Source organism: Candidatus Chryseobacterium colombiense (assembly GCA_029203185.1).
GTDB lineage: Bacteria > Bacteroidota > Bacteroidia > Flavobacteriales > Weeksellaceae > Chryseobacterium > Chryseobacterium colombiense.
In genome coordinates, this window is the sequence record CP119310.1 from 2,304,244 (window position 1) to 2,327,904 (window position 23,661).

Below are 23,661 nucleotides of genomic sequence, written 5' to 3' on the forward strand. Positions count from 1 at the left end.
ATTTTAAAAATGATTTTCTGTAATAAATAATATTAGCTTTTCATTGAGAAATTATGTATTTTTGAGAAATTATAATTATACAGATGAGTAACGCAGACGATAAAAAGAAAGCACTTGCCTTAGTGCTTGAAAAACTAGATAAAACATACGGAAAAGGAACTGTAATGACTTTAGGAGACAGTTCTGTAGATAATACCATTGAGGTGATTCCTTCAGGATCTTTAGGATTAGACATCGCTTTAGGTGTTGGTGGTTATCCAAGAGGAAGAATCATTGAGATCTACGGTCCGGAATCTTCAGGTAAAACGACTTTAACACTTCATGCCATTGCTGAGGCTCAAAAAGCAGGAGGAATTGCTGCCTTTATTGATGCGGAACACGCATTTGACAGAACCTATGCTGCCAAATTAGGAATCGATTTGGAAAATTTAATCATTTCGCAACCTGATAACGGGGAACAGGCATTAGAAATTGCTGATAACCTGATCCGTTCCGGAGCAATAGACATTGTAGTAATTGACTCCGTAGCTGCTCTTACTCCAAAAGCTGAAATTGAAGGGGAAATGGGAGATTCAAAAATGGGTCTTCACGCAAGATTGATGTCTCAGGCATTAAGAAAATTAACAGCTACAATTTCAAGAACGAAATGTACCGTGATTTTCATCAACCAGCTGAGAGAAAAAATCGGAGTAATGTTCGGAAATCCTGAAACAACAACAGGAGGTAACGCTTTGAAATTTTATGCTTCAGTAAGAATTGATATCAGAAAAGCATCTGCGCCTATTAAAAATGGAGATGAAGCGATCGGAAGCCGTGTGAAAGTGAAAATTGTGAAAAACAAAGTAGCCCCACCATTCAAACAGGCAGAATTCGACATTATGTACGGTGAAGGAGTTTCTAAAACAGGAGAAATTTTGGATCAGGCGGTAGAACAAGGAATTGTAAAGAAAAGCGGTTCTTGGTTCAGTTATGAAGAAACAAAATTAGGACAGGGTCGTGATGCAGTGAAAGATGTATTGAAGGATAATCCTGAGCTTTCCGAGGAATTGGAAAATAAAATTAAAGAAGAGATTTCTACTAAAAAATAGTAATTTGTTCGTATAAAAAAAGCTCGGCGGGACCTTTGGTCCCGCCGAGCTTTTTTATTATCAGTTTCAGTTTCGGCGGCTTTGCCGCCGAAACTGAAACTTCAATTAAGGTTTATCCTCCGTTAACTCAAATCCCCAATCTTTTCCTTTCTGGATTGCAGGAATACCTTTTGTCATCCAGACCGGAGCTTTAGCTCCTTTCAGATAATAATCAAAAAACTGCTGTTCACGGATTTGAATATCTTTTCTGTTCTGACGCTTTATAAGATTATGATCGTCTCCATTATAATTCAGAAGCCATACTGGCTTTCCTAAACGTCGTAAAGCTGTAAACATTTCAATTCCTTGATACCAAGGCACGGCTCCATCTTTATCATTACTCATGATCACCACCGGAGTTTTCACTTGATCAATTGTAAAGAGCGGTGAGTTTTTAATATACAGTTCCGGTGCTTCCCATAGATTTTTCCCTAACCTACTCTGCGATTTTTCATATTGGAATTGACGGTTCATTCCTGAAGACCAACGGATTCCACCGTAGGCAGAAGTCATATTAACAACCGGAGCACCACTCCATGCCGCTGCATACATATCAGTATGAGCGATAAGATATGCCACCTGATATCCTCCCCAACTTTGTCCCTGAATTCCTACTTTAGCACCATCTATCCAAGAATTCTGTTTTAGTTTTTCTACTCCAGAATTGATATATTCCATGGCTGATTCTCCAGGAAGACCATCAACATAGGAAATATCCGGTGTAAAAACCAAATATCCATTGCTGACGAAATAAGAAATATTCAGTCTTGAAGGCGTTGGAGCAGGTGCTACATAACGATTCAGGTTGTCTGAAAGTTTTTCATAGAAATACACAATCATAGGGTATTTTTTATTCGGATTGAAATCTTCCGGTTTATACAAAACACCTGTAGATGAATTTCCTTTCGGGGTGGTCCAGTTTACCAGTTCACTTGTCCCCCAGTTATAATTGCTTTGTTGCGGATTAGTATTGCTTAATTTTTGCTGTTCAGAAAAATCGGATGTAGTGAAAATATTCGGAGAATCTGTATATGATTCTTTTACAAGAATGTATTCTTCCGCATTTTTCGCTTTCTGAAGACTTCTGTATCCCCAGACATTTTCCATTTTAATTTTCACTGGATCAGAATTCGACTGAATCTTTGTTTTAAAAATTCCATTTGCCTTAGATGTATTATCAAATGCTAATAAATAAATGGAAGTTTTACGGTTTAAACTTTTAATATCCTTATCTAAATCGTACGTATCAAATGTTATTTTATTCTTACGTCCAAATCCATTGGTCATATTTCTTGGCTTTTTTGATCCATTCAGGAAAAACTCCCAAAGATCATAACGATCTTTGATAATCACTGATTCATCATTATCCGTCCAAGAAGCGATACCATAAGCATTTGGAAAATCCGGCATATCAAATTCTTCATCCACAAAAGAAACCTGTAATCCTTTATTTAATGGAAGTGTTTGCTTTGTTTTAACATTGTAACTCAACCACGATCCCTTTTCTCTGTCAAATATCACAACAAATTTTCCGAGTGGAGAAACAGAAACCGATCCATCCAAATTTTTAATAATTTCTGTTCTATCTCCTGTTTTATTATCAATAAGGAAATAGGTTTTCTTTGTAGAACCTTCCCATTGCGAGGAAATCCGATTATTTAAACTTGTAATACCGATCACAAAATCCGCATTCCCATCATTGACCAATCGTAAAGTGTCCAAGTCTTCCCCATCAATATTTCTAAAAAAATCAGGCTTTTCTGTCTGCATTACTGCAGCGTAGGATTTTTTCAGATCATTTTTCAGTTCCTTCAGCTGAACTGTTTGCAGGTAGTCATCTTTGTAGTTCCAGATATCCACTACAGCATGGTCATTCGCAATCATGGCTGTATCTTTAGCGACAGGTTTCGGAGCCACACCAAAATACAATTGCTTTCCACTTTTACTGAATATTGGGAAACGGTTTTCAGAAACTACCCAATTCTTTCTCATTTGGGCATTTTCATTGGTTACAGTTTCTTTTTTATTGGTCTTAAAGTTAAAATAATACAGCTGATACAATTTCACGAGATCATTCTGCGCAGAAGAAGTTCCCACAAATGCCAACTGATTTCCTTCTTCATCAAATGATAACTGTGAAAAATCACCCTCTATTTCAGAAATTTTAGTTACTGATCCTTTTTGAAGATCAACAACCTGCACAGTCTCAAGTGCATATTTCTTCGGCTTCGATTTATCATTATCCTTTTTCTCAGCAATTTTTTCATCTCCGGAATCTTTCTCCCCTTTCTTATCTTTAGTTTTCTTCTCTTCCGGTTTCTTGGTTACAAAAACCAGCTGTTTCCCGTTTTTACTAAATTCATAGCGGGTTACATTATCATACGTTGTACTCTTCCCATCGAGAAGATTTCGCACAACCAACTGCAATGGCTTTGCATTTTTATCCTCATCTTTCTTATCATCTCCATCTTCTTTATCCGAAGCATCATCAGATTTATCTTTCATATTTTCCAAAAGGTACGCAACATACGAACCGCCTTTTTCAGGAATTTTAAACCCTTTTACATTCGGAATTTTTTCTGTTGTACCAGTGAAAAGATTAACTATGGCAAGGCTGTCTTTTGTTAATTTATCCTGTTTCAGTTTTTTATCCTTTACCGCTTTAATATCCTTATATAATGGGCGGATCTGGAAAACAGCAAACTTGGAATCATTTGTAAAATCAGCTTTTGTTGCTCTTACAAACTGTTTTGAAATTTTATTTTTAACTGAATATAAAAAAAGATTGGAATTTCCTTCCTGCGCATCCACAGAATAGGAAATCCATTTTCCGTCATTGGAAATTTTTCTTGCTCCGATATTTTGCCAGTTATCATACACTGAATGATCTAAAGGCTTTTTCTGTCCATACACAAGATAACTCATAATGAACAGGATAAAAACTGTACTTCTCAACTTCATTTTTAAATACTTTTAAAGTTTAAAAATAAGATATTTCTTCGACAAAACTTTTATCAGTACATATGGCTCATTATAAAAATGTCAAAATGTCACTTTTCATGAAACGGTATTTTTTTTGAGAAAGATTTTGAAGAAAAATTAAAACTAAAAATATTATGACGAAAGGAAATATCAATGTATCTGTGGAAAATATTTTCCCATTGATCAAAAAATTCTTGTACAGTGACCACGAAATCTTCTTAAGAGAATTGATTTCCAATGCAACGGACGCCACTTTAAAACTAAAGCATTTAACAAGCATCGGCGAAGCGAAAGTTGAATATGGAAATCCAAAACTTGAGGTTAAGATTGACAAAGAAAACAAGACTCTTCATATTATCGACCAGGGAATCGGAATGACCGGTGAAGAAGTCGAAAAATACATCAACCAGGTTGCCTTTTCAGGAGCAGAAGAGTTTTTGGAAAAATATAAAGACTCTGCAAAAGATTCAGGAATTATAGGTCATTTCGGACTTGGATTCTATTCTGCGTTTATGGTTGCAGAAAAGGTTGAGATCTTAACCAAATCCTACAAAGAAGAACCTGCTGTTCGTTGGATCTGTGATGGAAGCCCTGAATTTACATTAGAAGAAACTGCTGATAAAACGGACAGAGGGACTGAAATTATCCTTCATATTGCAGAAGATTCAGTAGAATTTTTAGAAGAAGGGAAAATCCGTGAATTGTTATTAAAGTACAACAAATTCATGCCTGTTCCTATTAAATTCGGAACAAAGACCCATACTTTACCTTTACCGGAAGATGCTCCTGAAGATGCAGTTGCAGAGACCGAGGAAGTTGATAATATCATCAACAACCCTACTCCGGCCTGGACTATTGCTCCAAATGAACTGACCAATGAAGATTATATGAACTTCTACCACGAATTGTATCCAATGCAGTTTGAGGAGCCTTTATTTAATATTCATTTGAATGTTGATTATCCATTTAACTTAACTGGGGTTTTATTCTTCCCGAAACTGAGCAATAACCTGAATATTGAAAAAGATAAAATTCAATTATATCAAAATCAGGTATTTGTAACAGATGAAGTGAAAGGTATCGTTCCGGATTTCTTAATGTTGCTTCGTGGAGTGATCGATTCTCCGGATATTCCTCTTAACGTATCCCGTTCTTATTTACAGGCAGACGGTGCAGTGAAGAAAATCTCTTCTTACATTACGAAAAAAGTGGGCGACAAAATGTCATCTCTAATCAATGAAAACCGCGAAGATTATGAGAAAAAATGGAATGACATTAAAGTGGTTATTGAATACGGAATTGTAACGGAAGAAAAATTTGCTGAGAAAGCAGATAAATTCACATTATATCCTACAACAGATGGAAAATATTTCTTGTGGAATGAGCTGGAAGAAAAAATTAAATTAAACCAAACTGATAAAGATGGAAATTTAGTTGTTCTTTACGCTTCCAACGCTGATGAGCAGCACAGTTATATCCAGTCTGCAAAAGATAAAGGCTATGAAGTTCTTCTTTTAGACTCGCCAATTGTTCCTCACGTGATTCAAAAACTGGAAACGTCTAAAGAGAAAATTTCTTTTGTAAGAGTAGATGCGGATCACATCAACAATCTGATCAAAAAAGACGAACCGATCATTTCGAAGTTGAACGAAACCGAAAAAGAATCATTGAAGAAAAACGTTGAAGAAGTAATCAACGATACAAAATTCACAGTTCAGCTTGAAGATTTAGAAAGCAATGATGCTCCCTTTACCATTACCCAGCCAGAATTCATGAGAAGAATGAAAGATATGCAGGCAACCGGTGGCGGCGGAATGTTTGGAATGGGCGGATTCCCCGAAATGTATAATCTGGTAGTAAATTCCAACAGTGAATTTGCCAACCAAATCTTAAATACAGAAAATATTGAGGAAAAAGCAGGTTTAATTAAATATGCTTTAGATCTAGCAAAACTTTCTCAGAATCTATTGAAAGGAAAAGATCTGACAGACTTTATCCAAAGAAGTTATCAGAATTTAAATAAATAATTGGTTATTTTATATTGAGGTTTCGGGGTGACTTTGCCGCCCCGAAACTTTTATTTTATAGCTCATCCAAAGGATTCCAAAAAAGTTTCTTAAAATTTTTGATTCTAAAATTTTCCACCTCAATTCCCTCTGCTTCTAATTTTACATGAAATTCCGGAACAGATAAAGTTCCCGAACTTGAAATCACACGATGTGCAGGAACATCTTTCGGACAACCTCCCATTGCTTTTCCTACATGTCGTGAATGATTAGGATAACCAACTGCTTTTGCAATGGCTCCGTAGCTTGTTACTCTGCCTTTGGGAACTAATTTTGTAATTTCCCAGACCTGTTGCTTAAAGATTTCGTCCATAAAATATCTGAATAGATTAAAGATAAACATAATTTTCAGATCGGAAAACCTGTTTTACAATATTATCATTTCTAATAATGCAATCGGTTTCTTATCATAGATCAAGGTATAAAGATGTTTTAATTCGTAAATTTAAATATCATTAATTCAAAAAAATTATGGCAAATTTAAAAGGAAAAGTAATAATTGTAACAGGAGCAGCCATGGGACTTGGTCTGGCTGCAGCAGATGTATTAGCTTCTAAAGGAGCCGATTTGACATTAGTAGATTATAATGCTGAAGCTTTGAATAAAACGAAGGCAGATCTGCAATCAAAATATCCGGAAAATAATTTTTTAACAGTAGCTGCAGATGTTTCTGTAGAAGAAAATGTAAAGAACTATGTTGACGAGACTGTTAAGACATTTGGGAAAGTTGACGGATTATACAACAATGCAGGAATTGAGGGAAAACAAGCTCCTCTAATAGATTATGACATTAATATTTTTAAAAAAGTAATTGATATTAATCTTTTAGGAGTTTATTATGGAATGAAATATGTGATCCCTGAGCTACAGAAAAACGGAGGGGGAAGAATTGTAAATGTAGCTTCTGTCGGCGGGATCAGAGGAGTTTTGAATCAGACCGCTTATGTAGCGACAAAACACGCCGTAGCCGGAATGACAAAAAATGCAGCGTTGGAATACGGTAAAGATAATATTCTGACCAATGCTATTGCTCCGGGAGCTATTTTAACACCAATGGTAGCAGAAGCTTTTAAGCAGGTAAATCCAAACGATCCGAAGGCAGCCGAAAAAGAATATGCATCCCGAAATCCTACAAGACGATTAGGAGATCCAATGGATGTGGGACATTTGGTAGCTTATTTATTGAGTGATGAAAACGGCTATGTTTCCGGACAGGTAATTGCCATCGACGGAGGAGAATCCAATATATATGGAAATCCATAAATAGGATAATGCAGTAAATAATAAATTTAATATGTTAGTAGTGAAATTGCCTGTCGGATTGATGGGCAGTTTTATTTTAGTAAAACCGCATAGTTTTTGAATACTATGAAATAATCACTAAAATATATTATCATGAAAAAATTATTTTTCAAATTTCTGAATAGCATCAATAAGTTGATTCTTCCTAAATTGAGCCATAAAGATCCTAATACACTCACAAAAATTCAGAAAGGAATTCTGGCGTATCGATATTTTGTATTAGTGAACGCTTTAGATTAATAAATCTTATTTGATGTAAAAAAATAAAAGGCCTATATAATAAGCCTTTTATCTAGAATTTATGATTATTTTCTATTAAGAATTCTCAAGAATATAAGAGAACATCAATGGTGCACAGATCGTTGCATCACTTTCAACGATAAATTTCGGTGTTGTAATATCTAATTTACCCCAAGTAATTTTCTCGTTCGGAACCGCTCCTGAATATGATCCATAAGATGTTGTAGAGTCTGAAATCTGGCAGAAATAAGACCAGAACGGAATATCATGCATTTCCATATCCTGATACAACATCGGCACAACGCAGATCGGGAAATCTCCTGCAATACCTCCACCAATCTGGAAGAATCCAACTCCCTTTCCACCTGAATTTTTAGTATACCAATCAGCCAAATATGTCATGTATTCGATCCCTGATTTCATGGTTGTAGCCTTAAGCTCTCCTTTAATACAATAAGAAGCGAAGATGTTACCCATTGTAGAATCTTCCCATCCCGGAACTACGATCGGCAAATTTGCTTCTGCCGCAGCGATCATCCAAGAGTTTTCTCTAGGAATCTCATAATACTGCTCCAAAACTCCTGAAAGGATCATTTTGTACATGAATTCGTGCGGGAAATATCTTTCACCTTTTGCTTCAGCATCTTTCCATATCTCTACGATATGTTTCTGTAATCTTCTGAAAGCCTCTTCTTCAGGGATACAAGTATCTGTAACTCTGTTCAGACCTCTTTCCAAAAGATCCCACTCATCCTGAGCTGTCAAATCTCTATAGTGAGGAACTCTTTCATAATGAGAATGCGCTACAAGATTCATAAGGTCTTCTTCAAGGTTTGCCCCCGTACAAGAGATAAAATCTACTTTACCTTGACGGATCATTTCAGCAAGAATTTTCCCCAACTCGGCAGTAGACATTGCTCCAGCCAAAGTAATCATCATTTTTCCGCCATCCTTAAGGTGTGCAACATATCCTTTAGAAGCATCCACCAATGCTGCCGCATTAAAGTGAAGGTAATATTTTTCTATGAATTCAGTAATCGGTTTGCTCATTTTTTTAATTTTTGCAAAGATAAGAATTTTGGGTTGTAAGATGGAAGCCGGAAGTTATAAGAATTCTTAAAACTTAAACCTTCTGTTTTCCTTTTTCTCCGAAAGCTTCTTTTTGGTATCTAATCTTTTCTGTTTCTTAGCTTTAGACGGTTTGGTGGCAATTCGTTTTTTAGGAATCCATAAAGATTTATCAACGATTTCCAGTATCTTTTCAATCGCTTTATTTTTATTCATAAGCTGTGTCCTGCTCTCAGAAACCGTTAAGAATAAAAAACCATCCACATTGATTCTGTTTTTTAATTTATCCCGAATTAAATCTTTTTGTTCATCAGTAAAAAATTCAGATTCGTCTACCTTCCAAAGGACTGTAACAGAAGTCTCCACTTTGTTGACATTCTGACCTCCTGCTCCGCTGCTGCGGGAAGTTTTAAAACTGAGCTCTTTTGTGAAATCTTTCATTTTCTTTTTAATGGGCTATAAAGATAAACCTTAAAGCATATTTTTTAATTCAATTCTATTCACTTTTCCATTAGGAGTTCTCGGAATGTTTTCAATGAAAATTAATTCCTTAGGTTTATGAAAATTTTTCTCAAAAGAAATTTCCGAAATCTTTTCCAGCAAATTTGCTGACTTCACCCCTTCAATAACCAATATCAATTTTTGTCCTAAACTTTCATCATCAACGCCTAAAAAAACAGCCTCATTAGGAATTTCTTTTTTGACTAAAGCTTCCAATTGTTCAGGAAAAATCTTTGCTCCACCTGAATTAATGACATTATCCATTCGTCCTAAAAACCTGAACTGATTTCCATTCCTAATTTCAACTAAATCATTAGTTTGCAGCACCTCAGCATTTACTTTAGGAGCAAAAATTTTCAGGCAGCCTCTTTCGTCCTTTGAAATCTCAACATTTTCAAAAACTGTAAAATAATCTTCCGGATTCGGAGCTACCTGCTTGAGTCCTATATGAGAAAGCGTTTCAGACATTCCGTAAGTTTCAAATATTTTAGTAGAGGAATTTGAAAGCCTGAGCGTTTGAATAATTTTCGTTTTTAAAGTTTCTGAAACTGCAGCTCCTCCGATGATTAAATTTTTAATCAAATGTAATTTATCCAAAGAATTCTCTACCTGAAGTGGAGTCATCGCACAAAAATCAATTGTATCATTCAGACTTTCAAGAGGCTTTGTAGAAGGATCAACAATGATTAATTTTAATTTTCTAATAATGGAACGAACAACCATCATTTTTCCAGAAATATATTCCACAGGCAAACAAATCAAAGAAGTGTCTCCTTCTTTCAATCCTAAAAAATTGCAAGTCATTTCTGCAGAATTAATCATTTTCTTTTTTTCAATATCAAAAACCTTTGGGACTCCTGTAGAACCGGAAGTCTGCACTTTTACCATTTCTGAATTTGAAAACCATTCTTCTAAGAAATTTTTAATTTTAATTTCAAATTCGGTTCCAAAATATAATTGATTAATATTGAGATTATTGAAGTCTATCAGCATAATTAGCGGGAATAAAAAGTACAGTAAATTTAAAAAAAATTGTAAAAAGTTCTTGCATGTAATGAAAAAAGCTGTAAATTTGCACCACTAAAACAAACAGAGACTCATGGTGTAGCGGTAACACTACTGATTTTGGTTCAGTCATCTGGGGTTCGAATCCCTGTGAGTCTACGAAAAACCATCCTTTTCAAGGATGGTTTTTTCTTTTGGTATTTATACAAAAAATGGGATTAAAAATATTATTCTTCAATCCCATATTCCTTCAAAAAACAAAATCAATTAAGATTTCGGTTTATATATTTTATACATTAAAAACAAAAATGCCAGCCAGATCGGAATCAGAACCACCTGAATTTCCATGCCTGTAATACTCATTAATACTAAAATAACTAATAAAAATGCCATGCAGATATAATTTGAAACAGGATAAAATATCGACGGAAATTTCAAATTAACACCTGCTTCCAGATTACCTTTTTTGAATTTTAAGTGAGTATAACAAATCATCAGCCAATTGATAATCAAAGTAGAAACCACCAAAGCCATCAGATATTCAAATGCTTTTTCAGGAATTAATTTATTAATGATAATACAAATTCCGGCGAAACACGATGACACAATAATCGCGTTGGTAGGAACACTACTTTTATTTAATTTAGTTAAAAACTTCGGTGCATTTCCCTGTTGAGCTAACCCGAAAAGCATTCGGCTGTTGCTGTAAACACTACTGTTATAAACGGATAAAGCTGCCGTCAATACAATTAAATTAAGAACATTTGCAATCAAAATATTGAACTGAATCACCTTTCCAAACAACGTAAATTCAAAACCATTCAGATTCTGGAAAACCATTACAAACGGGCTCGTTCCTTCCGTAATTTCTCTCCATGGACTCAATGAAAATAAAATGATTAAAGCTCCCACATAAAAAATCAGAATTCTATAAATCACCTGATTGGTTGCTTTTGGAATTGTTTTCTCTGGATTTTTGGCTTCTGCTGCTGTAATTCCGATGAGTTCCAATCCTCCAAAAGAGAACATAATCATTGCCATCGCCGCAAACAATCCAGAATATCCTCCTTCAGTTTTATTGAATAATCCTTTCGGGAAAAATCCGCCATCGTTCCACAAATTAGAAACCGTCGCCTTCTCTCCTCCTGTTCCGCTGATCAGCAAATAAATTCCAAAAACAATCATTGCAATAATTGCCACGACTTTTATAATGGAAAACCAAAATTCTGTTTCACCATAAACCTTTACTGAAGCCAGATTCAAAGCATTAATCACAATAAAAAAGAACAAACTGGACACCCAAAGCGGAATATCAGGCCACCAAAAATGAATATAATGGCCGATCGCAGTGAGTTCCGCCATACTTACCAAGATATAGAGAATCCAGTAATTCCATCCAGAAGCAAATCCTGGAAAATTACCCCAATATTTGTATGCAAAATAACTAAAGCTCCCTGAAACTGGTTCTTGTACCACCATTTCACCAAGTTGCCGCATGATAAAAAAAGCAATAATACCCGCCAAAGCATACCCTAAAATAACTGACGGTCCCGCCAATACGGCGGCCGGACCAATTCCTAAGAAAAGCCCTGTACCGATAGCCCCACCAAGGGCAATTAATTGAATATGGCGGTTAGTAAGTCCTCTAACCAGAGAATCTTTTTGTTCTCCTTTATTTTCGTTGTTCATAATGAAAAATATGAGCCTAAATATATAAAAACTTTCTCTCGGGGCTAGTCTACGAGACTCATAAAATGATAACAGTTGCACCATATAATTTTGATTTAATCATAAATCAACAAAAGAAATTAAACTTAATATTCGATTCATACTTGATTAATCCCAATATCCCAACCTTAAAAAAATTTACAATGAAAAAAAATTCTTTCTCTGGCATTAGCAGCGATTAGGGAAAGCACAGAACAATACTAATCATTCTAAAAAAGGCGGATTATTTATTCTGAATTACCGACCAAATAATAACTTCAACATAAAAAATGAAAGGCTGTCTTGTTTTAAGACAGCCTTTTTATTTTTTCATTTACTAAAAACCTATAAATAATCCTTAGGAATAGCGATATTATTTTTTTTCATGTACTCTACAAGATCATGAAATTTATTTTCGTATTCATCATTTCCGCATTTATGAGAAATACTACAGATATCCGAAGGTTTAATTTCTAAAATATCGGAAATTTTAGTCAGAATTTCAAAGTTGATCTTTACCTTAGCATTCTCAATATCCGAATATGCTTTTTGAGAAATTCCCATCTCAAAAGCCATATATTCCTGAGTAAAATCCTTACTTCTTCTTATTTTTCTAATATTTTGTCCACATATCTTCATCGTGTCTGTTTTAGTAGTTTTCGGTATATTTTAGAAGTATATCTATTAGACTTACACAAAGTTAGTAAATACCTTTGTCAAAACATTATTACGCTACATGATATTTAAGACCTAAGCTGAAAATTTGCTCAAAAGCTTCTGTTTTAAAGGAAATATCACCTCAGTACAACACATAGGAATTATGGAGACGCAAAAATTTAATTATGACAATACTATTGTCAGAGCATTCCTCTATGCTACCATTGCATTCGGTTTAGTCGGGTTCTTACTCGGGCTTACCGCTGCACTGATGCTTTTTTATCCTGAACTTCCGGAATTTTTATTCGGAACAGATGACACCACCATTAAAAGTTTGGCATCTGGAAACATTCAGGGACTGATTAATACACAAGGAGCTCTAGGCTTCGGAAGGATCAGAATGTTGCATACGAGCGCTGTCATTTTTGCTTTCGTCTGTAATTCCTTTTTCTGTGGCGCTTATTACAGCATGCAAAGATTGCTTAAAACAAGAATGTACAGTGACACCTTATCGTGGATCCATTTCTGGACATGGCAGATCATGATTATCAGCGTAGTCATCACTTTTCTAATGGGAATCAACACCTCTAAAGAATATGCGGAACACGAATGGCCAATTGATATATTAATTACAGTTTCATGGGTTGTTTTCGGGATCAATATGTTCGGAACAATCGCCAAAAGGAGAGTAAGACATTTATATGTTGCCATCTGGTTTTTCATTGGAACCTGGATCGCCGTAGCCATGCTTCATATTTTCAATAATCTTGAAGTGCCATTATCTTTTACAAGCTGGAAATCCTATTCAATCTATGCAGGAGCAAAAGATGCTTTGGTTCAGTGGTGGTATGGTCACAATGCCGTAGCTTTCGTATTGACGACTCCGGTTTTGGGATTGATGTATTATTTCTTACCCAAAGCGGCGGACAGACCGGTTTTCTCTTATAAATTGTCAATTATTCACTTCTGGTCACTGATCTTCGTTTACCTTTGGGCAGGACCTCACCATTTGCAATATACTGCGCTTCCGGCATGGGCACAAGCAGTGGGAACAGGTTTCTCAATTATGCTGATTGCACCATCCTGGGGAGGAATGCTAAACGGACTTTTAACTCTAAGAGGAGCATGGGATAAAGTAAGAGAAAATCCTATTTTAAAATTCTTCGTAGTAGCTGTTACCTGCTATGGTATGGCAACATTTGAAGGACCGCTTTTAGCAACCAAATCTTTAAATAAAATCGGACATTACACCGACTGGGTAATTGGCCACGTACACATTGGGGCATTAGGGTGGAATGGCTTCATGGCTTTCGGAATCATCTATTATCTGATTCCTGTAATGTGGAGAACCCAACTATGGTCTAAGAAACTGGCTAACTGGCATTTCTGGTTAGGGACTTTAGGAATTATTTTCTACGCAGTTCCCATGTATATTTCAGGATTTACTCAAGGATTGATGTGGAAACAATTTAACCCGGACGGAACGTTGTTGTGGAAAAACTGGCTGGATACCGTTACTGCAATCATCCCTTACTACAAAATGAGATTTTTGGGTGGTTTATTTTATATTTCAGGAGCGATCTTAATGGTTGTAAACGTTATTGCTACTGTAAGAAAAGGATCATTCCAGAGAGAAGTTCCTGCAGAAGCTCCTGCATTGGCCAATATCGGAAGTACAAGAAAAGAAGGCGAAGGAATTCATTTATGGCTGGAAAGAACCCCGAAATTATTATCGATATTAGCATTCATCACTATTGCTATCGGTGGTTTAGTAGAAATTATCCCGACATTAACTTTAAAACAAAGTGTCCCGACCATTACCGCAGTAAAACCCTATTCTCCCTTAGAACTGGAAGGAAGAGACCTATATATCAGAGAAGGATGTAACGCTTGCCATTCTCAGATGATAAGACCTTTCAGAGATGAAATCGTAAGATTTGAAGGGAAAAACGGACAGTATTCCAAAGCCGGAGAGTTTATCTATGACCGACCTTTCCTTTGGGGATCAAAAAGAACAGGACCTGATTTACACCGAGAAGGAGGCAGAAATCCTGATTCATGGCATTTTAAACATATGTATAACCCAAGAATTACCTCAGCAGGTTCTATCATGCCACGTTTTCCTTGGTTAATTACAAACAAATTAGACAAAACACAAATGGTGGACAAAATGAAATTGATGAAAAATTATTTCGATGTTCCTTATACAAAAGCAGAAATAGATTCAGCCAATCAATGGGCGAATAATCAGGCGGCAGGAATTGTAAAAAGAATTTATTCCGAAGCTACCGATGTGAAAGAACAGATTGAAAAAGACCGAGTTGCAAAAGGAGCAACGTTTGTTCCGCTTGAACAAAGAGAAATCGTTGCAATGATTGCGTATCTCCAAAGATTAGGAACCGATATCAAAACAACTCAGATTCAAACCGCAAGTGCAGAATAATTTAAATTGAATTACAATGAAAACAAGAACTCCAATTTCCATATACATCCTTGTCACACTAGGTTTGACGATCATGGCGTTCGAAATGTTCGCGCACGATTCAGGATACTTTTCTTCACCTTTTTTCTGGGGACTAATACTGATCGCAATCATTCTTCTTTTGATTATGAATTCAATTGGGGATTTAATTGAAAATCAGAATTTCACCAAATTATCTGCAGAAGAAAAAGCCGAATATTTAAAAGATAAAAACACACCTTATTTTCAGAAACTTTGGAATTCAGCTTTCAAAAAACAGTCTGCTACCGAAGAAAAAGATATTCTTATCGATCATGGCTTCGATGGAATTACTGAGCTTGACAACTCGCTTCCCAAATGGTGGATCGGTCTGTTTTATTTTGGGTGCATTTTCTGTGCAGTATATCTTACAGCCTTTGCTTTTACAGATTATGCACATCCCGAAGCAGAATTGAACCATGAAACAAAAAAAATGCTTGCTTCCATTGAAGAGTTTGAAAAAAATGCTCCACAGGTAACTCTTGAAACGGCAAAATATAGTGCAGACAACATTACAGAAGGTCAGGAATTATTTAAAACCAACTGCGTTACTTGCCACGGTGATAACGGGAAAGGAGGAATTGGCCCTAATTTAACCGATACTCATTGGATCAACGTAAAACAAAAGAGTTTATTCAAAAATGTGATCTGGATGCTTGAAAACGGATCGCCCAACAATCCTACCATGAGACCGTTCATCAAAGAAGGAACAATCACAGGAAGAGACGCCGAAAAAATTGCAGCTTATGTTTATCATATCAATCAGGAAACCGCTCCTATAACTCCTGCTCAAGGAGGTGCCGCACCACAAGGTGAAGAAGTAAAATGGGAAAACGGAAATGAATAAATTTTTATCTCAACATACAAACCCAATGCCCCCTTTGAATAACTAAACTAACATTTGAAATTTCATTTTTGCTAACCTTTTCACCATAAAAAATGATAAAAGGGGGCTTTTAAAAAACAAAAAATCCGCACCTTGGCTGTCTTCATCAACTAATTCACTTGACGACAACTAAACTTAAATTCCATAAATGGACAGTCAAGGCAGGATTTTTGTATTCACAAAGAGTATCACCGCAGATAGATAATAAATTCGTATTATTATATTTGTCTAAAACGAATCACTCTTGAAACTGAAAATTAATACTAGAAAGCTCTTAAGGCGATTCCTTATCACCATTATTTCCATATTGGTTTTTCTTATCCTGCTTGTTTTTAGTTTAAGGCTTCCGGCCGTTCAAAACTTCATCAAGGATAAACTGGTCGTCTATCTTGAAAAGAAAATCAAAACAAAAGTAAGCCTCGAGAGAGTTTACATCGGATTTCCAAACAGTCTTGTTATGGAAAATTTGTATTTAAAAGGACAAGATGTCGATACTCTTCTGGCGGTAAGAAAATTGGATGTTGGCTTAAATATGCTGAAACTGATTCATTCCACAGCAGATATTACCTCAGTAGATCTGGAAGGAGCAAGAGCTAATGTCGTGAGAAAACCTGATGGAAAATTCAACTTTGATTATATTATTGATGCTTTTGCAACCAGTGACAAAGAAGAAAGCCCGTCTAAACCTTTCATCATTTCTTTAGATAAAATTAAACTAAAAGATATTGGTGTTACCTTCAATGACCAGCAATCCCGAAATGATATAAAACTTTACTTTACATCTTTTGATACAAGGGTAAAAACCTTTGACTTAAATAACAATAAATACGCTGTTAATGATATTAATCTTGACGGACTAAAGTTAAAATTAAAACAGGATCTCGTAGAAGAAGTCTCCAAAAAAGTTGAAAAGAAAGTTGATTCCCTGAATAATAAAAAGCCGATGCAGATTGGGCTAAGAGGAATAAAACTCACCAATTTCGATATCGACTATGGCGACGAAAATACTAAAACTTTCGCAAAAGTCCTGTTCAAAGAACTCAGCACAAAAGTTAACAAGCTTGACCTGGAAAACAATGCTTATAGTGTAGATAATATTTTCCTTTCCGGTGCAGATATCAATGCCAATCTTTATCTTCCGGCTCAGAATGCAAATCCGAAAAACAGCAAAAAACTTGAAGCTTCTAAAGTAACGGATAAAGAAAAAGCAATGAGTCTGTTACTTGGAAAACTGGTTTTAAATGATGTAAAAGTTGCCTATAACAATACCGCCATTGCTCCTACAAAACAGGGAATGGATTTCAATCATATGAATTTCCCAAAAATGAATGTTGAGGTAAGAAGTTTCAAAATGCAGAATAATACCTTTGCAGGAACTGTAAGCTCAGCAGAAATTCAGGAAGCGAGAGGGCTCGATATTCAGAAATTCAATACGGATTTTGTATACAATGAGAAAGAAGCTTATTTAAAAGACCTTTATCTGCAAACCCCAAAAACGTTATTGCGTGATGAGATCATTCTAAATTACAATTCTATTGAACAATTAAGTTCAAATTTAGGTGCTGTAAAAGTTTCAGCGAATATTAAAGATTCCAGAATTGGTTTTTCAGATATTCTGAATTTGGTTCCGACTTTAAGAAACACCGTTCCTTTCAATAAATATCCAAATGCTGTTTTAAATGTTAATGCCAATGTAAAAGGAAATGTCAACGATTTATTGATCAACAATCTTAAAGTTTCAGGCTTGGATCAATTGAGAGTTGCAGCATCGGGAAGAATCAAAAATACGATGAATCCTGATAAATTATATTATGATTTAAGGTTTACAGAATTATCTTCATCTGCAAAAACGATTTTTAATTTAGTTCCGAAAAAGACGATTCCTTCCAATATTTCCCTGCCTTCACAAATGAGTATTAAAGGAATAGCAAAAGGTACCACGAAAGTTGTAGACGCCAATCTGAACCTCTACTCCAGTCTTGGCAACGCGGCTGTGATTGCTAAAGTGGATATGCGCAGAAAGAATCATGAGCTGTATGATGTAAAAGCAAATCTCCAGGGATTACAGATTGGTAAAATTATTCAGAATAAAGATATCGGAGCAATTTCAGCACAAATTTATGCCAAAGGAGAAAGTTTTGATTTCAAAAATGCAAAAGCAGATATAAAAGGGCACGTTGCATCGGCAGTTTACAAAGGCTACCGTTACCAAAACATGAACCTTACAGGGAAAATCAATCGTGGAGCCTATACTATTGTTTTAAATTCAAAAGATCCGAATGCTAATTTATTACTAACCGCTTCCGGAGTTTACAATGAAAAAAATCCTACGGTAAAAGTGAATGGAGAAGTGATAAAACTGGATGTCAACAAGCTTGGATTCTATGAAAAACCAATGATTATTGCAGGAAAGATTGATGGTGATTTCACCAATCTTGATCCGGACAATCTGAATGGTTATTTAACTTTAAAAGATTTTGCCTTCTCAGATACCAAAGAAGTATATCCTGTTCAGGAACTAAATCTAAAAGCTTCTTCCACAAACGATTCTACGCAAATTGTTCTTAATTCGCAGGTTGCAAATGTAGAACTAAAAGGAAAATATAAACTGACTCAGATTTTTGGATCCTTATCCAATACCATCAATCAATATTATCAGTTTCAAAAGCCAGGAAAAGTTCAGAAAATTCAGCAGGGACAGTTTTTTACCTTTAATGCAAAAATTAAAAATGATGATATCATCAGAAAATTTGTTCCGGATCTGAAGAGTTTTGAGACCATTAATCTGACTGGAAATTATGATGCCGATTCTCAGAAAATTGAAATTGACGGACAGATTCCGCAGCTTTTGTATGGTGAAAATTCTGTTGAAAATGCAACCTTAAAAGTTACCAACGAAAATCAAGCACTACAGTACAATCTGTATGTAGCAGGATTAAAAAGCTCAAGTTTTGCTTTAAATAAGGTAAATATAGGTGGAGATGTTGCCAACAATATCATCAATTACAATATTACCACGAAAGACACAAAAGATGTAACCCAGTTTCTGATCGCCGGAAATGCAAAATCATTGAATGACATCACAGAAGTATCTCTAAATCCGGATGGATTAAAATTAAACTATACGGATTGGACAGTCTCAGAAGGAAACAAAATTCAAATCGGAAATAAAGGAATTTTTGCAGATAATTTCAAACTTTCCAATGGAGGAAGTGAAATTTCATTACAATCAGAATCTCAGTCTCCAAACTCTCCTTTAAATGTTTCGTTGAAAGATTTCAAAATTGAGACCATTACAGAACTGATTAAAAAAGACACTCTTCTGGCAAGAGGAACAATCAATGGAACCGCTCAATTGAAAGATCTGACGAAAAAAATGACATTCACCACCGATTTAAATATTTCAGATTTAATCGTATATGAAAATCCTGTCGGAAATCTTGCCGTAAAAGTCAACAACAATTCTCCAAACCTTCTGAATGCTGATGTTGTCCTTTCAGGAAATAATAATGATGTGAAAATTCTGGGAGACTACAATACTTCTTCCAGCACTTTTGATCTGAACATGGCGATCAATCAGCTTCAAATGAAGAGCATCCAAGGTTTTTCCATGAATGCGATCACCAATACGGAAGGGTACATTTCAGGAAATCTTAAAATTACAGGAACAACTGATAAACCTAACATTTTAGGGAAAGTCAAATTCAATGATGTAGGGTTGGAAATTGCCAAAACAGGAAGTGATTTCAGAAAGCTGAATGATGAAATTAACTTTACCAATCGAGGTATAGAGTTCGATAATTTTAAAATCAATGATAGAGACGGAAACTCTCTGAGAATTAACGGAGAGGTTCTTACACAAACCTATAAAGATTTTGCTTTCAATTTAGATGTCAGAGCCAAGGATTTTAAAGTCGTAAATTCTGAAAAATCGAACGATGCCATTATGTACGGAATTTTAGCGATTGATGCCAATCTTCATATCCGCGGTAATCTGGATCTTCCAAAAGTTGATGGAAGACTTAGCGTTTCGGATGCCACCGATTTTTCATTTGTACTTCCACAATCGAGCCCGTCATTGCAGGAAAGAGACGGAATTGTAGAATTTATCGATCAGGATCAGGTCGTTCTTAATAAAACCATTAAGGCAGATTCTCTAAATGCACAAAGCCGCATCAAAGGAATGGATGTAAGCGTGAATATAGAGGTAAGTAAAGAAGCAAAACTTTCTATTATTATCGATAAAGCAAACGGGGATTTTGTAAAACTTCAGGGAGAAGCAGAGTTAACAGGAGGAATAGATCCTTCCGGAAAAACTACACTTGTCGGAGTATATCAGGTAGAATCCGGAGCGTATGAAATGTCAGTAAGCTTACTGAAACGTAAATTCGATATCCAAAAAGGAAGCACCATTACCTGGACCGGAGAACCTACCACCGCAATACTGAATATTACTGCCATTTACAAGACCGAAACAGCCCCAATAGATTTGGTAGAACAGCAATTAAATCCAGATTCTCCGGGAGAACTCAATCAGTACAAGCAAAGAATTCCTTTCAATACATTATTAAAAATGAAAGGAGAGCTTTTAAAACCTGAAATTACATTTGATATTACTACTGATAAGAAGAATAACGCAGTTTCATCTGCCGTAATTGAAACTATAGATCAGAAACTTGCCCAGCTGAGAACCCAGGAATCGGAAATGAATAAGCAGGTTTTTGCTCTCTTACTACTAAACCGCTTCATTGGTGAAAATCCTTTTGAATCCAGCGCAGGAATGTCCGGGGAAATGATCGCCAGACAAAGTGTGAGCAAACTTCTTTCTCAGCAGCTAAATAATCTGGCATCTGATTTGATAAAAGGAGTAGATTTAAATTTTGATCTCGAATCTTCAGAAGATTATTCAACCGGTAATAAAAATACAAGAACTGACCTTAATGTAGGAGTGAGTAAGAAACTGCTGAATGACCGTCTCAAAGTTTCTGTAGGAAGTAATTTTGCTTTAGAAGGTGATGCCCGCGAAAATGAAAATATGACCAATATCGCCGGAAATGTAACGGTAGATTACAGCCTTTCTAAAGACGGAAGATATATGCTTCGTGCGTACCGTAAAGATGAATATCAAGTGGCTCTTCAGGGACAAATCATAGAAACCGGAGTAGGCTTTATTATCACATTGGATTATGATAAATTCCGTGATATTTTCAAAAAATCTACAGAGAAAAGAGTCAGAGAAAAGAAAAAGGATAAGGCAGTAGAATTCAAATAAACACTAAAGAATGAAAAATAAACTCTCTATATATTTCAAATATTTATTCGCTTCCGGATTTGCAGCGGTCAGCCTTTCCTGTAGCAATACTAAATTTTTGAAGGAAGGACAAATGCTTTACACCGGAGCGGAGGTAAAAATAGAAAACGATTCTCTTTCAAAAAAAGAAAGAAAAGAGCTTAAGACCGCCTTGGAAGCTAACCTTACTCCAAAGCCCAATTCCACGTTTTTAGGAATGCGTCCCAAACTGTATTTCTATAATATCGCCAAAGAACCTAAAAAGGAAAAAGGATTTAACTACTGGCTGAAATATAAAATGGGGGAAAAACCTGTTTTACTGGGAGATGTAGACCGGGAGTTTAATAAAGATATCATTCAGAATTATTCTGAAAATAAAGGATATTTTAATGCAAGAGCTACTTATGACACCGTTTCTAAAAACAAAAAAGCACAGGTTATCTATACGTTAAGACCGGGTTCAAGATATTTAATCAGTAATGTTAAGTTTCAGAAAGATTCTTCATTAGTGAATAAGGAAATTCAGGATTTATCCGGTAAAACATTTCTTAAAAACGGCAATCCGTTTGATCTGGACGTTATTAAAAGTGAAAGAGAAAGAATTGATAATGGGCTTAAAGAAAGAGGTTTCTATTATTTCCATCCTGATAATATTATTGTTCAGGCTGATAGTACCGTAAGCAAAAATCATAAGGTAGAGCTTAATGTAAAACTGAAAGATGACACTCCGGATCTTTCCACACAGCAGTTCAGTATTGATAAGGTGATTGTATTTCCGACCTATAATATCCAGGATGTAAGAACCGGGAAATATCATATTCCGATGAATACGGATTCCCTCGCTCAATATGCCTATAAGGATATTTATGTCATCGATCCGCAACACAAATTCAAACCGAAAATCTTTGACAGGGCTTTATATTTTAAAAAGGGAGATCTTTACAACCGTACCAATCACAACCTTACTTTAAACCGACTGATCAGTTTAGGAGTTTTTAAATTCGTGAAAAACGAGTTTATCGTATCAGATTCTCTTCAGCATAAATTTGATTCTTATTATCTTTTAACACCGAGAGAAATACAGTCTCTTCGTTTAGAAGCTTTAGGAAGAACAAATTCTGCCAATTATGCCGGAAGTGAATTAAACCTCAACTGGACGCATCGAAATTTTTTCAAAGGAGCAGAACAGTTTAAAGCCGCAATTTACGGAGCCTTCGATTTCCAGATGGGAGGTCCTGAAAATGCTAAAAATTTATTCAGAGCCGGAACGAATGTTCAGCTTTCCATACCGAGAATTGTTGCTCCTTTCAGGTTTAATTCTTCAAGTGCTTTTGTCCCGAGAACCAATATTACTCTAGGCTACGAGTTCCAGAACCGTACCGAGTATTACACTTTAAATACCTTCACAGGTTCATTCGGATACCTTTGGAAAGAGAATGCCAGAAAAGAACATGATCTGAAAATTTTTGATGTGACTTATGTTTCTCCTTCAAAAATTACGGCATTGTATGATTCAATTTCTGCAAAAAGTGATGCGATGCGGAGAGTAGTGGCCCGTCAATTGATTTTTGGACCTACTTATTCCTATACATATACAAATACCATGCTGTCGAAACCAACAACCATTTATTATAAAGGTACATTGGATTTAGCAGGAAATATAACAGGTTTGGTCACGGGTGCGAATGTAAAAAAAGATAAAGAAAAAACAGTTTTCGGAGTTCCGTTCAGTCAATATGCAAAGATTGAAAATGACTTCAGACTGTATCATAAGTTCACCGAAAAAACATCTTTAGCAACGAGGTTTATCGCCGGATTAGCTTATCCTTACGGAAATTCTGAGCATATTCCTTTTTCAAAACAGTTTTTCTCCGGGGGAAGTAACAGTGTAAGAGCATTTCGCGCAAGAACCTTAGGGCCCGGAAGTTTTGATCCGAGAACGATTCAACAAGGCTATTATTTTGATCAGTCCGGTGATATTAAATTAGAACTTAATGCAGAATACCGCGCCAATCTTTATAAGTTTTTAAATGTCGCCGTTTTTGCTGACGCAGGAAATGTTTGGCTGATCAATGAAGATGCCAGCAGACCGGGAGCCAAATTTTCAAAAGAATTTTTAAGTGAAGTCGCCGTTGGAGCCGGAGTTGGCCTAAGATTAGATTTCTCTATTTTAATTTTAAGATTGGATCTGGCCATGCCACTGAGAGTTCCATATTATGAAAAAAATGACAGATGGACATTCGATAAAATAAATTTCGGTGATTCCAGCTGGAGAAAGGATAATCTTATTCTGAATATTGCCATCGGATACCCTTTCTAATTTTATGTTC

15 protein-coding genes and 1 tRNA gene are annotated in these 23,661 nt (G+C 35.6%); 9 read left to right on the plus strand and 7 right to left on the minus strand.

What is annotated here, in order from left to right:
* The first annotated feature begins 83 nt into the window (after positions 1-83).
* Complete coding sequence (gene recA, locus P0Y62_10265) at positions 84-1,088, plus strand: recombinase RecA (GenBank protein WEK68254.1); 1,005 nt, start codon at positions 84-86, stop codon at positions 1,086-1,088.
* Between the two features lie 105 nt (positions 1,089-1,193).
* Here recA and P0Y62_10270 read toward each other — a convergent pair whose 3' ends face one another.
* Positions 1,194-4,088, minus strand: a complete 2,895-nt coding sequence (locus tag P0Y62_10270) for a prolyl oligopeptidase family serine peptidase (protein ID WEK68255.1) — start codon at positions 4,086-4,088, stop codon at positions 1,194-1,196.
* Between the two features lie 155 nt (positions 4,089-4,243).
* Between P0Y62_10270 and htpG the strand changes: the two genes are divergently transcribed.
* The gene (gene htpG / locus P0Y62_10275; GenBank protein WEK68256.1) at positions 4,244-6,136 is read left to right on the plus strand and encodes a molecular chaperone HtpG; all 1,893 of its coding nucleotides are present in this window, start codon (positions 4,244-4,246) and stop codon (positions 6,134-6,136) included.
* A gap of 55 nt (positions 6,137-6,191) precedes the next feature.
* Here the strand turns inward: htpG and P0Y62_10280 are convergent, their stop codons facing one another.
* Positions 6,192-6,488 carry an MGMT family protein gene (locus P0Y62_10280; protein ID WEK71798.1) on the minus strand — a complete coding sequence of 99 codons (297 nt, stop codon included), beginning with the start codon at positions 6,486-6,488 and terminating at the stop codon, positions 6,192-6,194.
* Positions 6,489-6,646: 158 nt separating this feature from the next.
* Here P0Y62_10280 and P0Y62_10285 point away from each other — a divergent pair, with 158 nt between their 5' ends.
* A complete protein-coding gene (locus tag P0Y62_10285; protein WEK68257.1) occupies positions 6,647-7,438 on the plus strand; it encodes a glucose 1-dehydrogenase in 792 nt (263 codons plus the stop codon).
* Between the two features lie 132 nt (positions 7,439-7,570).
* Complete coding sequence (locus tag P0Y62_10290; protein WEK68258.1) at positions 7,571-7,717, plus strand: hypothetical protein; 147 nt, start codon at positions 7,571-7,573, stop codon at positions 7,715-7,717.
* Between the two features lie 75 nt (positions 7,718-7,792).
* Here the strand turns inward: P0Y62_10290 and P0Y62_10295 are convergent, their stop codons facing one another.
* The 3 genes from P0Y62_10295 to P0Y62_10305 form a co-directional block, all read right to left on the minus strand.
* Positions 7,793-8,767: a deoxyhypusine synthase family protein gene (locus P0Y62_10295; protein WEK68259.1), complete on the minus strand. Its 975-nt coding sequence runs from the start codon at positions 8,765-8,767 to the stop codon at positions 7,793-7,795.
* Between the two features lie 66 nt (positions 8,768-8,833).
* Positions 8,834-9,226, minus strand: coding sequence for an alternative ribosome rescue aminoacyl-tRNA hydrolase ArfB (gene arfB / locus P0Y62_10300; protein WEK68260.1), 393 nt, complete (start codon positions 9,224-9,226; stop codon positions 8,834-8,836).
* Positions 9,227-9,256: 30 nt separating this feature from the next.
* Positions 9,257-10,279, minus strand: coding sequence for an AMP-binding protein (locus P0Y62_10305; GenBank protein ID WEK68261.1), 1,023 nt, complete (start codon positions 10,277-10,279; stop codon positions 9,257-9,259).
* A gap of 100 nt (positions 10,280-10,379) precedes the next feature.
* Here P0Y62_10305 and P0Y62_10310 point away from each other — a divergent pair.
* Positions 10,380-10,450, plus strand: a tRNA-Gln gene (locus P0Y62_10310).
* A gap of 108 nt (positions 10,451-10,558) precedes the next feature.
* Here P0Y62_10310 and P0Y62_10315 read toward each other — a convergent pair.
* Positions 10,559-11,980, minus strand: coding sequence for an amino acid permease (locus P0Y62_10315; GenBank protein ID WEK68262.1), 1,422 nt, complete (start codon positions 11,978-11,980; stop codon positions 10,559-10,561).
* Positions 11,981-12,343: 363 nt separating this feature from the next.
* Positions 12,344-12,637, minus strand: coding sequence for a helix-turn-helix transcriptional regulator (locus P0Y62_10320; GenBank protein WEK68263.1), 294 nt, complete (start codon positions 12,635-12,637; stop codon positions 12,344-12,346).
* Positions 12,638-12,818: 181 nt separating this feature from the next.
* Between P0Y62_10320 and ccoN the strand changes: the two genes are divergently transcribed.
* The 4 genes from ccoN to P0Y62_10340 all read left to right on the plus strand — a co-directional run bounded on the left by ccoN (position 12,819) and on the right by P0Y62_10340 (position 23,651).
* Complete coding sequence (gene ccoN / locus P0Y62_10325) at positions 12,819-15,098, plus strand: cytochrome-c oxidase, cbb3-type subunit I (protein ID WEK68264.1); 2,280 nt, start codon at positions 12,819-12,821, stop codon at positions 15,096-15,098.
* Positions 15,099-15,114: 16 nt separating this feature from the next.
* Positions 15,115-16,002, plus strand: a complete 888-nt coding sequence (locus P0Y62_10330; GenBank protein ID WEK68265.1) for a cbb3-type cytochrome c oxidase N-terminal domain-containing protein — start codon at positions 15,115-15,117, stop codon at positions 16,000-16,002.
* A 283-nt stretch (positions 16,003-16,285) separates the two neighbouring features.
* Positions 16,286-21,313, plus strand: coding sequence for a translocation/assembly module TamB domain-containing protein (locus P0Y62_10335; GenBank protein ID WEK68266.1), 5,028 nt, complete (start codon positions 16,286-16,288; stop codon positions 21,311-21,313).
* Positions 21,314-21,323: 10 nt separating this feature from the next.
* Positions 21,324-23,651 (plus strand): BamA/TamA family outer membrane protein, encoded by a 2,328-nt coding sequence (locus tag P0Y62_10340; protein ID WEK68267.1) that lies wholly within the window; start codon positions 21,324-21,326, stop codon positions 23,649-23,651.
* Positions 23,652-23,661 lie beyond the last annotated feature (10 nt).